This is a genomic window from Streptomyces sp. NPDC005648 (assembly GCF_040605395.1).
Lineage (GTDB): Bacteria > Actinomycetota > Actinomycetes > Streptomycetales > Streptomycetaceae > Streptomyces.
On the sequence record NZ_JBEXCS010000049.1, the window covers coordinates 1 to 14,739 of the forward strand.

8 protein-coding genes and 1 pseudogene are annotated in these 14,739 nt (G+C 69.1%); 7 read left to right on the forward strand and 2 right to left on the reverse strand.

What is annotated here, in order from left to right:
• The 5 genes from ABZT17_RS25980 to ABZT17_RS26000 all read left to right on the forward strand — a co-directional run.
• Positions 1-974, forward strand: a 974-nt coding sequence (locus tag ABZT17_RS25980; RefSeq protein WP_356351995.1) for a sugar ABC transporter permease, incomplete at its 5' end; no start/stop codon positions are given.
• Entirely contained in the window at positions 971-1,852 is an 882-nt protein-coding gene (locus ABZT17_RS25985) for a carbohydrate ABC transporter permease (protein ID WP_356351996.1), read from the forward strand. The genes ABZT17_RS25980 and ABZT17_RS25985, both read left to right, overlap by 4 nt.
• 41 nt (positions 1,853-1,893) lie before the next feature.
• Entirely contained in the window at positions 1,894-3,399 is a 1,506-nt protein-coding gene (locus ABZT17_RS25990; RefSeq protein ID WP_356351997.1) for a glycoside hydrolase family 32 protein, read from the forward strand.
• On the forward strand, positions 3,396-4,367 hold the full coding sequence (locus ABZT17_RS25995; RefSeq protein ID WP_356351998.1) for a carbohydrate kinase: 972 nt from the start codon (positions 3,396-3,398) through the stop codon (positions 4,365-4,367). The genes ABZT17_RS25990 and ABZT17_RS25995 overlap by 4 nt, the downstream gene beginning before the upstream one ends.
• A 35-nt stretch (positions 4,368-4,402) precedes the next feature.
• Entirely contained in the window at positions 4,403-6,013 is a 1,611-nt protein-coding gene (locus tag ABZT17_RS26000) for a glycoside hydrolase family 13 protein (protein ID WP_356351999.1), read from the forward strand.
• A gap of 261 nt (positions 6,014-6,274) precedes the next feature.
• On the opposite strand, the gene ABZT17_RS26005 is transcribed toward ABZT17_RS26000, so the two are convergent.
• On the reverse strand, positions 6,275-10,003 hold the full coding sequence (locus tag ABZT17_RS26005; RefSeq protein ID WP_356352000.1) for a helix-turn-helix domain-containing protein: 3,729 nt from the start codon (positions 10,001-10,003) through the stop codon (positions 6,275-6,277).
• A 420-nt stretch (positions 10,004-10,423) separates the two neighbouring features.
• Here ABZT17_RS26005 and ABZT17_RS26010 point away from each other — a divergent pair, with 420 nt between their 5' ends.
• A complete protein-coding gene (locus ABZT17_RS26010; RefSeq protein ID WP_356352001.1) occupies positions 10,424-11,632 on the forward strand; it encodes an acyltransferase in 1,209 nt (402 codons plus the stop codon).
• Positions 11,633-12,562: 930 nt separating this feature from the next.
• On the opposite strand, the gene ABZT17_RS26015 is transcribed toward ABZT17_RS26010, so the two are convergent.
• A complete protein-coding gene (locus ABZT17_RS26015) occupies positions 12,563-12,922 on the reverse strand; it encodes a helix-turn-helix transcriptional regulator (RefSeq protein ID WP_356352002.1) in 360 nt (119 codons plus the stop codon).
• Between the two features lie 661 nt (positions 12,923-13,583).
• Here ABZT17_RS26015 and ABZT17_RS26020 point away from each other — a divergent pair.
• Positions 13,584-14,336: pseudogene (locus ABZT17_RS26020) on the forward strand (IS481 family transposase); the annotation flags it as partial.
• Between the last annotated feature and the right edge of the window lie 403 nt (positions 14,337-14,739).

A 14,739-nucleotide genomic window follows, 5' to 3' on the forward strand; every position in this document is an offset into this window, starting at 1 on the left:
TGCTGACCGGCGCCCCCGCACGCCGGGTGGTCGTCGCCGAGCCCCGCCGGATCGCGGCCGGTGACCCCGCTCTCGTGCGGCGCCGCGCCCAGGCCCGCCGGGCCCGCCGCGAGACGCTGTTCGGCTACGGGATGGTGTCGCTGTCCCTGCTCGTGGTCGTCGTCTTCACCGTCGGGCCGATCCTGGCCTCCTTCGTCCTCGCGCTGTTCAAGTGGGATGCGATCTCCGACCCGCAGTTCGTGGGCCTGGACAACTTCCGCACGCTGTTCAGCGACACATCGGTCACACACTCCTTGCTGGTGACGGCCGGCCTCGCCGTGATGATCGTGTTCCTGCAGGTCGTCCTCGGACTGGGCCTGGCGCTGCTGGTCGCCCAGCGCGCCTCGAAGATCGTGCAGAACCTGTTCCGGGCGGCGTTCTTCCTGCCGATGCTGGCTTCCGCCGCGTCGATCTCGATCGTGATGGCGTACGTCTTCAACGACCAGTTCGGCGTCATCAACTACTACCTGGGCCTGCTGCATCTGCCCGAGGTGTCCTGGCTGAGCTCCACCGGCGGGGCGACGGCCACCATCGTGATCGTCGCCGTGTGGCAGCAACTCGGCTTCACCTTCATCCTGTTCGTCGCCGCCCTCGGCTCCGTGCCGCGGGACGTCCTGGAGGCCGCGCAGATCGACGGCGCCTCCTCGGCCCGCATGTTCTGGCGGATCAAGCTGCCGCTGATCAGCCCGACCGTGCTGTTCGCCTCGACCGTGGGCCTGATCAACACGATGCAGCTGTTCGACCAGCCCTATGTGATGACCAAGGGCGGCCCGGGCGACTCGACATACACCACCGTCCTGCTCGTCTACCAGACGGCCTTCCAGAACCTGCAGTTCGGCTACGCCTCGGCCATCTCCGTGCTGCTGTTCGCCGTCCTGCTCGTCATCACGGCCGTGCAGTTCACGGTGAGCCGAAAGTGGGTGTTCTACGCATGAGTGCCATTCTCGACAAGCAGCCCGCGCCGGCCCTTCCCGCACCGCGCCGCCGCCGTCGTCGTGTCAGCGCCGGACGGCTGCTGTCCCTCGCCGTGCTGACCGTGGCGGCCGTACTGGTCGTCGCCCCGCTCGTGTGGGCCCTGTCCACCTCACTGCGCACGCCGGCCACCTCCTTCGACCAGCCGCCCAAGTGGTTCCCCACGGATCCGATCTGGTCGAACTACACGGCCGTGTTCGACAAGGTCCCGCTCGCCACGTTCTTCCTCAACAGCGCGATCGTCACCGGGCTCATCGTGGCCGGCCAGCTCATCACCTCGACGATGAGCGGCTACGCCTTCGCCATGGTCCGCTTCCGCGGCAGCAAGCCCCTGTTCTGGGTCATCCTGGCCACCATGATGGTGCCGGTCCAGACGACCATCATCCCGGTCTTTTTGATCATCAAGTACCTGGGTCTGACCGACAGTCGCATGGCCCTGATCCTGCCCGCGGTCGGCGGCGCCTTCGGCACCTTCCTGATGCGCCAGTACTTCCTGCAGATGCCCCGCGAACTCGGCGAGGCGGCACGCGTGGACGGAGCCTCGCACTTCCAGGTCTTCGCCCGCATCTACGCCCCCATGGCCCGCGCCCCGATGGCCACTCTGGCAGTGCTGACCTTCTCCGCCTACTGGAACGAGTTCTTCCGCCCGCTGATCTTCCTGCAGACCACCGACAAGTTCACCCTCCCGCTCGGCCTGGTGAGCCTGCAGGGCAGCAACGGCACCGGCAGCGTCTCGATCGTCCTCGCCGGGGTGATCATCGCCCTGATCCCCAGCGTGCTGATCTTCCTCGCCGCCCAGCGGTACTTCGTCGAGGGAATCGTGGCCGGCTCCTTCCGCTGAGCCCTTCCCCCCGCTCTTTGCACTCCCTGAAAGGCACGCGTGTGTCCACCGCGCCCTCTGACACCCATGACCCCCACCGTCCCGTCGCGCACCTGCGCCCACCGGCCAACTGGATCAACGATCCCAACGGGCTGGTCTTCCACGACGGCACCTATCACGTCTGCTACCAGTACAACCCCTACGGCACCCGGCACGCGAACATGCACTGGGGCCACTTCCGCAGCCCCGACCTGGTCAGCTGGGAACCCCTGCCGATCGCCCTGACCCCCACCCCCGGGGGCGTGGACGAGGACGGCTGCTTCTCCGGCAACGCCGTCTCCGACGGCGACCGCATCGTCGCCTTCTACTCCGCCTACCGCCGCGACCGCTGGGACCAGCCGGTCACCACCGCGACCTCTCACGACAACGGCCGCACCTTCGCCCCCCGCGGGCAACTGCTCATACCCGCGCCGCCCGAGGGCACGACCATGTACCGCGACCCCTACGTGTGGCGGCACGGCGAGGGCTGGCGGATGCTGGTCGGCGCCTCCCTCGCCGACGGCCGCGCCGCGGTCCTCCTCTACGCCTCCCCCGACCTGGAGACCTGGACCTACCTCGGCCCCTTCCACACCGGCGCCCCCGAGCCGGTCGGCCCGCCCGGCGCCGGCCTGCTCACCGGCGAGGGCTGGGAGTGCCCCCAGTACCTCCCGGCCGCCGACGGCTTCGGGCGCGGCGCCCTCATCGTCGCCGCATGGGACGACCACGACGGCCCCCGCTCCGTCCTCGCCCTGGCCGGCCAGGAACACGACAACGTTCTCCACCCAACCGCCCCCCAACTCCTCGACCACGGACCCGACTTCTACGCCCCCGCACTCCTGCCCGCGCCCGGCGGGCGATGGCTGCTGTGGGGCTGGTCCTGGGAGGCCCGCCAGGAGGAGTGGTCGGACGCCGACGGCTGGGCCGGCACGCTCACGCTGCCTCGCGAGATCACCCTGACCGAGGACGGCCGCACACACCAGCAGCCCGCCGAGGAACTGTTCGCCCTGCGCGGCCGGCACACCATCCACGCCACGGGACAGGTACCCGACCCGATTCCGGTGGAACTGGGCCAGGTCGCCCGCAGCTTCGACCTCACAGCGCGCCTGGAAGCCACCGGCACAGCCGGCCTGCGACTGATCACCGCCCCGGACGGCACCGAATACCTCGACATCCAGCTCGACGCCGACGCGGGACGGCTGGTCGTCAACCGCGACCACGCCTCCCTCGACCCGCGCGCCCGCGGCGGCACCTACACGATCCCCTGCCCCAGCGGGCAGCCCGTCGACCTGCGCCTCGTCGTCGACCACTCCATCGCCGAGATCTTCCTGTCCACCGGCGAGGCACTCACCGTGCGCTTCTACCCCGTCGGCGAACGCCACTTCTACCCGGTCCGCGACCACTGGCACCTCGAAGCCCGCGCCACGCGGGGCGCACTCCTCGACTTCACCGTCGACGTCTGGGAGCTCCAGCCGCTCCAGATCAAGGAATCCGCCGTCGCCGCCCCGGGCCGCAAAGGACGTACCTCATGACCACCGTCGTCATCGGCGAGGTCCTGGTGGACCTCGCCTGGCACACCGGCACCGCCCACATCGTCCCGCACCCCGGCGGCAGCCCCGCCAACGTCGCCGTCGGCCTGCACCGGCTCGGGCAACCGGCCACCCTCATGACCTGCTGGGGCGACGACCCTCCCCCAGCCTTCGGCCGGGGGGACCCCCATGGCGACCTGGTCCGCGCGCACCTGGACTCCATCGACGTCCAGGTGCACCGCCTGCCCAGCGCCTCCGGCCGCACCACCATCGCCCTCGCCCACCTCGACGACGCCACCGGCAGCGCCCGCTACGACTTCCTCGCGGCCTGGGACCCACAGGACATCCACCTGCCGGAGCAGGCCATGCTGATCCACACCGGCTCACTCGCCGCTGTCGTGGAACCCGGCGCGACCCGGATCGTCGATACCTGTCGCGCCCACCGCGCCCGCCCGGGCCGCTCCGTCTCCGTCGATCTCAACGTCCGCCCGGCCGTCCTGCCCGACCGCGACGCCTACCGCACCAGAGCCGAACGGCTGGTCGCCACCGCCGACCTGGTCAAGGCCAGCGACGAGGACCTGGCCTGGCTCTACCCCGGCCTCACCCCCGAAGCAGCGGCACGGGCCCTGCTCGCCCTCGGCCCACGCCTGGCCGTCATCACCCGCGGCGCCCAGGGCGCAACCGCCCTCACCGCCGAACACCAGGTCACCGTCCCCGCACCGCCGACGCACGTCGTCGACAGCATCGGCGCAGGCGACGCCTTCCAAGCCTGCCTCCTCGACACACTCCTCCAGCCCGACGGCACCATCCGCCTCCCCGGCACACCCGCCGAACTGGAAGCCGTCCTGCGCCGATGCGTCCTCGCCGGCGCCCTCACCTGCGCCCGCGCAGGCGCGCAGCCTCCCACGGGCGAGGAGATCACCGCGGCGCTGACAGCCCCGTCCCCCTCCCCGGCACCCACCACACGGTGAGCCCCATGCAGCCCCCTCCGCCGAAGGACCCCGCCATGTCCACCACCAGCCCCTGGTGGCGCAGCGCCGTCATCTACCAGGTCTACATCCGCAGCTTCGCCGACGGCAACGGCGACGGCGTCGGCGACATCGCCGGCCTGCGCTCCCGCCTGCCCTACCTGAAATCACTCGGCGTCGACGCCCTGTGGATCAACCCCTGGTACAAGTCCCCTATGGCGGACGGCGGCTACGACGTCGCCGACTTCCGCGCCATCGACCCCCTGTTCGGCACCCTCGCCGACGCCGAACAGCTCATCACCGACGCCCACCGGCACGGCATCCGCATCATCCCCGACATCGTGCCCAACCACATCTCCGACCAGCACACCTGGTTCCGGGCCGCCTTGAGCGCCAGCCCCGGCAGCCCGGAGCGTGAACGCTTCGTCTTCCGCCCCGGCCGCGGCCCCGACGGCGCCGATCCGCCCAACAACTGGGTGTCCTGCTTCGGCGGCCCGGCCTGGACCCGCGTACCCGACGGCGAGTGGTACCTGCACCTCTTCACCCCCCAGCAGCCCGACCTCAACTGGCAACACCCCGAGGTGCATGCCGAGTTCGAGTCCATCCTGCGGCTCTGGTTCAGCCGGGGCGTCGACGGCTTCCGCATCGACGTCGCCCACGGCCTCATCAAGGACCCCGAACTGCCCGACCTGGCGGACAGCCAGACCCCGCACCCCCACTGGGACCGCGACGACGTCCACGCCATCTACCGCACCTGGCGCAAGATCGCCGACGAATACCCCGGCGAGCGCACCTTCGTCGCCGAAGCCTGGACCGACACCCCCGACCGGCTCGCCGCCTACGTCCGCCCCGACGGCCTGCACACCGCCTTCAACTTCGACTTCCTCATGGCCAGCTGGAACGCCAAAGACCTCCGCGCCGCCATCGACGACTCCCTCACCATGCTCAGCAGTGTGGGCGCACCGGCCACCTGGGTCCTGTCCAACCACGACGTCATGCGCCACACCAGCCGCTACGCCCGCAAGCACGTCAAGCGGTGGATACCCAACGTGCTGTACGAACCCGACGGCCCCGCCGACCTCACCCTCGGCACCCGCCGCGCCCGAGCCGCCGCCCTCCTCATGCTCGCCCTCCCCGGCGGCGCCTACATCTACCAGGGCGACGAACTCGGCCTCCCCGAAATCGAGGACCTCCCCGACGCCGTACTCCAGGACCCCGTCTGGGAACGCTCCGGCCACACCAACCCCGGCCGCGACGGCTGCCGCGTCCCGATCCCCTGGTCCGGACAGACCGCCCCCTTCGGCTTCAGCCCCGAGAACGCCTCCACCGCACCCTGGCTGCCGCAACCAGCTCACTGGCGCGAGCGCAGCGTGGAGGCACAGACCGGCGACGAGACATCCATGCTGGAGCTGTACCGCACCGCCCTACAGCTCCGACACGAGCACCCCGCCCTGGGCGCCGGCACCATGACCTGGCTCGACACCCCGCCAGGAGTCCTCGCCTTCCACCGCGACCCCGGTCTCGTGTGCGCCGTCAACCTCTCGACCGAGGCATTCCAGCTGCCCGACCACACCAAGATCCTGCTGGCCAGCGGCCCCTTCCAGGACAACCGACTGGAACCCGACCACGCGGTCTGGATCAAGAAATAGCGGCCTCCATCGGAGGCACCCCTCAATCCGCCAGGGCCTGTCCGGTGTCCACTCCCCGCCGATCGGCCAGGCCCTGGCCCACCACACAGCTCCGCGACCGCCAACACCCAGAGGCTCGGCCTAGGTCAGGCAGGCAGGCAGAGGGCCATAATCTTCGCCCAGACGACGAGCACCAGCCACCCTTTCTCAGCCTGCCCCCACCCACCGAGGTCGGCTCCTCGGCCCGGTGCTCGCATGCGGTGGTGATGCGATGGAGTCCTGTCACGCGGCCGGCCGGCAGCCGGTTTCAGCAGACTGGTCCTGCAGGTAGCGGGACTTTTCCAGCGGAGTGAGAGGGGTGTCGATGGCCTCGCAAATGTTATGGATTGCGCGGGCCGGGTCGGGCAGGTCGACGTTCCACAGCCCGACGGAGCTGCCCGTGCTGATGGCCAGGGTCCGTCCGTCCGGGCTGAACGCCACTGCTGCGAGCGAGCGGGTCGGCAGGGTGATCCTGGTCTGACTGGTGGCGAGGTCCCACAGCTTGACACCGCTTACGCTGCTCGCGGCCAGGGTGCGTCCATCGGGGCTGAAAGCCAGAGACCCCACCTCACCGTTGACACGGAAGCTGTCTCGGAGCTCACCGGTGCGCGCATCCCACATCTTCACGAATCCGCTACTGCCGCTTGCGGCTGCCAGGGTGTGTCCGTCTTTGCTGAACGCGAGGGACAACGGGCTCCCAGTGCGCGGCTCGATGGTGCGCTGTGTGCCGCCGGTCGCGGCGTCGAGCAGTGTGATCTGTTCATCGGCGGCCCCGATGTACACGACAGCAAGGGTGCGGCCGTCCGGGGAGAACGCCACCGTCCTGACGGGTCGACCGTGGCCGGTGTGGGCGGTGCGCATTGCGCCGGTTGAAAGCTGCCAGATGCGCACCGATCCCTCCATGCCGACGATGGCGAGCCGTGTCCCGTCGGGACTGAAGACCGCCGTCTTGACGACGCCCAGAGCACGGCTTTGACGAAGGCGGCCCGTGGCAACATCCCGGACCTCGATCACCCTGTTCCTGATGTCCCTGTTATGACTCCAACGGGAGGCCGATGAGGAGGCCCCGGCGGCTCTGGCAGCCAGGGGTCGACCGGTCGGGCTGAACCCCACAGCCCCGAGTCGGGAAACCGTGGGCAGCCGTTTGTCTCGGCGTGCCACGCCGGTGTCGAGCGCCAGTGTGGCTTCGCGATCGCCGGATGTGGCATCCCAAAGCTGTACCGACCCTAGGCCGGGCGGCCCTTGGTGAACCGTGGCCACCATGCGCCCGTCCCGGCTGAAGGTCATGTCGGCGACGTACGTGCCGGTATGGCCCGGCAGAGTGATCCGCGGATCAGCGGGCAGGCGGTGAACGCGGACGGCGGGGTCCAAGGTGCTGCTGGTGACCAGGGTGCGGCCGTCCGCGCTGAGGGCCACGTTCATGATCCCCCGTCCGTGGTGCCCGGCGGCCACGGTGGCCCGCGTTGTGCCGGTGACCGTGTCCCACAGTCGCACCGTGTCTCCGGGGCCCGGGATGGCGAGGGTTCGCCCGTCCCTGGTGAATGCCACCTCGGTCGACCCACCGGGGCTGTCCCTGATGGTGCTCTGGACGATGCCCGTGGTCACGTCCCGCAGTTGCACCGAACCGTCGGTGCGGACCACCGCGTATGTACGGCCGTCAGGGCTGAAAGCCACCGTGGCGCCCTTCATTTGGCTGTCGTGGACGGTCCGGGTGCGGGTGCTGGCCATGTCCCACACACGGACCGTTCCGCCCAGGCTTGCCGCGGCGAGAGTACGTCCGTCAGGGCCGAAGACGACCGCCTCCGGGTCAGGGGCGCTGAAGCTGTGCCGCTTGCGACCGGTGGCCACGTCCCACACCCGTACAGCCATCAGAGAGGAGGCGGCAACAGTACGACCGTCAGGGCTGAAGTCCATCCCGCGCACCGCACCGTCGGGGACAGCGAGGGTTCTGAGTTTCCTGCCGGTGACCGGATCCCACAGACCTATCTCCGCGTCGGCACCAGCGGCGCCGGCGACGGCAAGGGTGCGTCCGTCGGGGCTGAACGCCATGACTTCGCTGGTGTTGTAACCCCTGAACGTCTGTCGGAGCCGGCCATCGGTCGGATTCCAGATCCGTATTCTGCCGTCTCCGCTGTGGGTGGCGAGGGTGTGTCCGTCGGGACTGAGCGCGATGGAGTGCACGGGTTTGGTGCCGCTGAGCAGGCGCTTGCGCAGCGGTAACGCCGCAGCGGCATACAGGGCGGCGGTGGCTTGGCGGGTCGGGCTGGTTCGGTAGGCATGGACAGCGAGCAGGGAGGCGAGTTCGGGGTCGGAGTCCAGCAGTGCGCTGGACTGGGCGGCCAGTTGTCGGGATTGGGCCAGGTGTTGGGCGGTGACCGCGCTCTGCCATTGCCCCAAGGCGAGGCCGGCAGCGACGAGGGCGAGGCACAGGGCGGCGGTGACCGCGGTGAGCACCAGCCGGTACCGGCGACGGCCCTTCTGCTCGTGGCCGCGGCTGGCGTCGAGGTAGGCGTGCTCCAGATCGGTCAGATCCTTGCACGGTGCGTCACCGAAGTGCTCATGGGCGGTGGCGAGCCGGCTTCCCCGGTACAAGGCGCCTTCTTCGCGGCCCAGTTCCTGCCAAGCGTGGGCCGCTTCGGTCAGGTTTCGGTGCGCGCGCAGGCGTTCGCGGTCGTCCTCGATCCACCCGCGCAGCCGGGGCCAGGCCGCGATCAGGGCCTCGTGAGCCAATTCGACTGTGTCACCGTCCAGGGTGAGCAGCCGCGCCCCGGCGAGTGCCTCCACCACTCGGGCGGTGTCATCACTGCCGGTGTCGGGCAGTTCCGCGCGCTCGACGGGCCGGCGGGTGTCGGGGGTGCCGTCACCGGGGGCGACCATGCGCAGCAACACCCGGCGGGCGGCGGCCGCCTGGTCGTCTGTGAATCGGCCGTAGATCTCCTCGGCAGTCTTGGCGATCGCGCCGTCCAGGCATCCGGCCGCCTCGTACCCCGCCATGGTCAGCGTCTTGCCGCGGCGGCGGCGCCAAGTCTCCAGCAGCACATGGGAGAGCAGCGGCAGCCCGCCTGGCGCGTCGGCGACCTCATTGACCAGCCGGGTGGTGAGGGCGCGTTCCACGGTCAGTCCGGCGGCCGTGGCCGGCCTGACGACAGCGTCCCGCAGTTCCGCCTGGCTCATCGCTCCGGCCAGGACGTTGGCATCGCGCAGTGCGTCGGCCAGGTCACGGTGCTCGGCGCAGCGGCCGTAGAAGTCGCCGCGCACCGCCAGCAGCACCCGCAAGCGGCTCTTGGGCTGCCGGGCTGTCAGCAACAGATCGATGAAGTGAGCGCGCTCAGCCGCATCGTGACAGAGGGTGAAAACCTCCTCGAACTGGTCGACGATCACGAACGTGTCCGCCCCGGCACTGCCGTCGTCAGAAATTACGGGTGTGAGGAGGGATGCGTGGCTGCGGGCTGGGTGTTCGCCCGGTGTCAGGATCCGGATCGCGGCCGGACGCAGGCCCGGTTCCTGAGCTCGCTGGAGGACGGGTATCAGGCCGGCCCGCAGCAGGGAGGACTTGCCGCTGCCGGAGGCACCGAAGACCGCGGCGAACCGCTGACGGCGCAGCAGGTCGACCAGGTCGGCGGTGAGCCCGTCCCGGCCGAAGAAAAGGTCGCTGTCCCCGGTCTCGAACCGTGCCAGACCCCGGTACGGCGTACATGATCCGTCCTCGTCCCGAGAGCCGTCACCGGCGGTCTCCTCCACCGCTTCCTTCCACCGGGACTCCCAATCCACCAGGTCTCCACCGCACGCCCCCACATAGGCCAGGGTTACCGGCAGCGTCGGCAACTGTTCGCCGGCCGCCGCCTGCGACAGCGTGGTCACCGAGTAGCCCGCCCGCTGGGCCAGCGACCGGTAGGTGATCCCGTCCGCCTCAGCCCTCAGCTTGCGTAGCTCGAACGCGAACCGCTGCACCGGCCCCGCCGCCGGATCCACTGGCACCTCACGACGCCCCGCCACGCCTTCACCCCCTCCAGCCGCCCCCGCATCAGAGGGGGCAGCCATTCCACGCACCTCTGTGACACCCCAACGGCTTGCGCGCTTCGTTCCATTGTTCAGCCGCCAGAACGGTACTGCCGAACAATGCTGCGGCCGCTGAACTCGGTGATGCGAGCGGCGGGGGACCTCTCTGCAGACCGCGGGTCCACTCCGCTCGCGGGGAGCTGCCTGGGTCCCCTTCAAGTCAAGACCACATCGGAAGAAATGAATCAGTGCACGGCACTGCGGACCACGCCCGCACCCGCCTTACGACCAACCCGATGAACACCTCACCGAAGAGGACTCTGTCCACGCATGGAACCCCCACCCCGCGTCCCCGCTTCACCGGACCGTTCACTGTCCACTACTGCACGACTGATGAAAATCATCGCGACGGCCGGTCCGTCGCGGTTGGGCTGGCTGGACGCGTTGCGCGGCATCGCCGCGCTCGTCGTGGTGTTCGACCACGCGTCGTACACCTTCATGGCGGACTTCCGGCGGGAGTTGATGCCACAGTTCAACACCAGCCGCTACGGCATCATGGTGTTCTTCCTGGTCAGCGGCTACATCATCCCCGCGTCGCTGGAGCGCCGGGGCTGCGTCCGGACCTTCTGGATCGGACGGATCTTCCGTGTATACCCGTTATGGGCGGCTGTCGTCGCTCTCTTCCTTGCCCTTGACCTCTTGGGCATTGCGGAGATGCCAGACTTCGGTCAGCAGAGTGCGGCCGCCGTGACTGTCGCCCACGCCACGATGCTCCAAGAGTTACTGGGAACACCGAATCTGCTGCTCGTCCTGTGGACGCTCTCCTACGAAATGTCCTTCTACCTGCTGGTAGTCGCTCTTTTCACGGTCCGCCTTCACCAGCGGTCCGCGGCGACCGCGGTCATCCTTGCCACGCTCGCCGCCCTGAGCGTGACGACAGGAGTAGTCCTGCCAGCATCTGCCCTGTCCGGCCTGGTCGGCACCGGCCCACTGATCGCGTTCGCCTCGATCACCATGGGAGCGGCCCTCTGCTGTGCGAGCGCCAGGTCACCCGTGCTCAGATGGTTCGGAGGCGTGCTGGGCGGGGTGCTGGCTCTGGCCCTGGTTCCGTTCAACGGCACGGTCCCGCTGTGGGAGGGCCTGGTGATCCTCGCCGTGATGTTTCTCGGCACCGCCGTCTACCGTGCCGAGAACGGTCAGAGCACCTGGCGCTGTGCGGCCGGCACTGCCGTCATGGTGGTCGCCTGTGCCGTGGGGAGTGCCTTCTGGTACGGCGACGATGACCACTTCACGCGGCGCGGCTGGATAGTCGCGTTCCTGTTGGCTGTGCTCAGTTTCGGCGCCGGACTGGCGTCGCGCCGCCGACACGTCCCCCGGCTGCTGACGGGATTGGGAACGATCAGCTACTCGGTCTATCTGATGCATCCGGTGCTGCTGGCGGTGATCGACAGCACGATGGGCCGACGGCGACAGGACAGTGTCGCGCTCGAGGTGGCGTTCTACGCCGTACTACTGCCCCTGTGCCTGCTGACCTACCGTTACGTTGAAGCGCCGAGCCAGGCCTGGGGCCGCAGGCTGGCCCGCCGCATGCAGCCGCCATGACAAGCGCGCCGCGTCCACGCGTGCCGGCCAGGTGACGTCGAGTTCCTATCGAGCCGATTCGCGGCCGGGCCTCCACACACCAGGACCGGCTGGCTGTGACCGGATCCAACTCGCAGACACAGCTGGTCGGGTACCGCCGACGACAGACCAGCAACTGTCGTAACGAGCGGCTCAGCAACAAAGCGTTCGGAACCCCCTGAGAGGGGGGCGATTCGGGCCTGGCTGAGCCCGCAAGCAAATCAACACGCTTGGGATGGTCTGCTGGCCCCCGGCCTGGCCCCTGGGAGCGCTTCCACGCCTTGGGCGACAACTCCTCCTGCTCGCCTGCCTTGCGCACCATCGCACGGGCGTCGCCGACGACCATGTCGTCTTCAAGTGCCTTGACCGCGACGGTAACCGGTCCGAAGACGGACCAGTGCCGAGAGACGTTGCGATGCGCCGTCCCGACCGCGGTTGCCGCGACCCGTGCGGCTTGACGGTACTCCTTCGCCTCGGCGGGACGGTTGTTCCTCGCGGCTGCGGCGGCGGCCTCCATCGCCAGGCCGCCCCACACCGCGTAGTGGTCCGGCTCGGCACCAGTGATCTTCGGCTCCACCGCGTCCATGCTCTGGGCGGCGACCTGTTCCGCCTCGTCCAACCGGCCCTGGCGCACCAGCAGCCAGCACATGCAGCCGACCCCGGAGCCCGCCGCAAGCATGTCTCCGGCCTGACGGGCATCCATGATGGCGCCACGCAGAGCGGCGTACGCGATGTCGTACTGCCGTACCTGGGTGAGGTAGGTGCCGGCCAGGCGCAGCGCCTCGGTGCGGGCCAACAGGGCCTGCCGGTGCTCGTCCCCGCTGTCGTAGTAGGCGACGGCTTGTGCGGCATCATGCAGCAGGCCCGGCGTTGGGCCGCCACGCTCTTATAGCTGTCGGAGAAGTACAGCACTCATGCGTCTTGCAACGTCCGCCGGAAGGTGCGCAGGTTCGGTTCCTCGGCCACGGCCTCGGCGTCCTGGTCGATGAGCCCGACGGCCGGGGTGAGAGCGGCGCGGAGCTGGATCAGGTTGACGCGGTTCGGCTCCTCGGCCCGCCCGACGGGCTCCGGGGCATCGGACGCCATCAAGGCGGCGGTGGTAACCCCCAGTGCTCGGGCGAGAGCGTGCAAGGTCTCCATGCGGAGAGTGCCGCCCTGTTCGGCCTTGCGTACCGTGCCCGGCGATACGCCTGCGGCGTGGGCCAGTTCCTCCTGGCTCATCCCCGTACGACGCCGGTACTTGCGGACGTTGTCAGCCAGCTCCGTAGTCATCAACTCACCACCTCCCACTCCACGGTACGCCCCGTCGGCACATCAACCGGGGGCGATCCAGCAGACACCCGCCCACAGGGGTGCCCCACCACGTGGCGGGCGGAACTCCGGCAGGATCGGGGCCCGAGCGGGAGGGGGTCCCTCGTCGGTCGGGCAGCTTCGCCGGACCAGGGTTCCCCGGGGGCCGCCAAGGCTCACACCGTGACGCGTGCGCTCGGCCTTGGCGGCCCCCGGGGGTTCCTGGTACGCCTCCGGTGACCGGGCGGCGAGGGACCCCCTCCCGCGACCGCAACCCCACACCACGACGAAGCCGCACCCGTCCACTCGCCCTCCACCCTCTCGGAGAGAGGGCCGGGGTCTGGGGCAGAGCCCCGGAAGTGGTTCGCTGTGCTGGCTGTTGCGCGCCCGGACCGGCGGGGTCGTCGGCGAGCGGGGCGGAGACAGGAGCGGGCGGCGGCCCCAAGGGGCCGGGCGCGCGCGGGCCGCGCCAGCGGGCCGCCTTGATCAAGTAAGGAAACTCTGAACAGCGCACCCACTGGCCGAGTGTCCTACTTCGTTTGATGCTTGACGCGTTGACGTCACTTGATGCTTGACGGTTCCGTCCTCGGTTTGCTGTCTGCGACTGCTGTCGCAGAGGGGGCCGAGGCCGGTGTTAGTGGAGCTGAGCGTGGTCGAGCAGCGCTATCACGCAGTCATGGAGGTGCTGGCCGCCGGCGCGTCCAAGACGGAGGTCGCGGCCCGGTATGGGGTCTCGCGGCAGTCGGTGCACTCCTGGGTGCGCCGCTATGAGCAAGGCGGTCTGCCAGGTTTGGCGGACCGGTCGCATCGGCCCAGGTCGCATCCGTGGCAGATGCCGCCCGAGGTGGAGGCCGCGGTGCTGGAACTGCGGCGGCTGCATCCCCGGTGGGGTCAGCGCCGGTTGCGTCATGAGCTGGGGCGGCGGGGTGTCGAGCCGCTTCCGTCGGAGGCTTCGGTCTATCGCATCCTCGTGCGTCACGAGTTGATCGTGCCGGTGCAGCGACGAAGACGCCGGGAGGATTACCGCCGGCGGGAGCGCCCGGGGCCGATGCAGTTGTGGCAGCTGGATGTGATGGGCGGGGTTTATCTGGCCGACGGCCGGGAGCTGAAGCTGGTGACCGGGGTGGACGACCACTCCCGGTTCGGTGTGATCGCCTCAGTGGTGGAGCGGGCGACCGGCCGGGCGGTGTGTGCGGCTTTCATCGCTGCCCCGAGGGCCTTCGGGTGTCCGGAGGAGGTGCTGACCGACAACGGCAAGCAGTTCACCGGCCGGTTCGGCACTCCGGGCCCGTCGACGGAGGTGCTGTTCGACCGGATCTGCCGGATGAACGGCATCAAGCACCGGCTGACCAAGCCGCGTTCGCCGACGACCACGGGGAAGATCGAGCGGTTCCATCAGCCGAAGACGGTCCCATGCTCGAGAATCCGCAGTTCCTCAGTCACCGATGAACCACATGAAATTTCGCGACCTCGCGCATTCTAGGCAGTCAGCGGAGAAGCGATCGAGAAAGTCTCGCCCGCCCAGCTTCATAGCGAGACCATCTTCGAGTTGCGCAACTTCCGCAACAAGAGTGGGGAGCTGATATCCGCTCAAGACCGTGGTTCCGTGGGGATCTAGGTGCCCAAGGAACGGGAAGTCGGATTTCTTGACTCCACAGAGCACCGGGTCGAACTGCCACGGCACTTCGATCGCTCTTACCAGTTCACCGTGTTGCGATCTAATAGAGACTCTTAGCATTGGTCCACTTGTCCACAAAGAGAAGAGAGAACGATAGGGTGCCTGTCTTCGCGGACAGGCA

Excerpts from the sequence above, each read along its gene's own strand:
- ABZT17_RS26000 (WP_356351999.1), top strand. The coding sequence starts at position 4,403 with ATGTCCACCACCAGCCCCTGGTGGCGCAGCGCCGTCATCTACCAGGTC.
- ABZT17_RS25995 (WP_356351998.1), top strand. The coding sequence starts at position 3,396 with ATGACCACCGTCGTCATCGGCGAGGTCCTGGTGGACCTCGCCTGGCAC.
- ABZT17_RS26010 (WP_356352001.1), top strand. The coding sequence starts at position 10,424 with ATGAAAATCATCGCGACGGCCGGTCCGTCGCGGTTGGGCTGGCTGGAC.
- ABZT17_RS25985 (WP_356351996.1), top strand. The coding sequence starts at position 971 with ATGAGTGCCATTCTCGACAAGCAGCCCGCGCCGGCCCTTCCCGCACCG.
- ABZT17_RS26015 (WP_356352002.1), bottom strand. The coding sequence starts at position 12,922 with ATGACTACGGAGCTGGCTGACAACGTCCGCAAGTACCGGCGTCGTACG.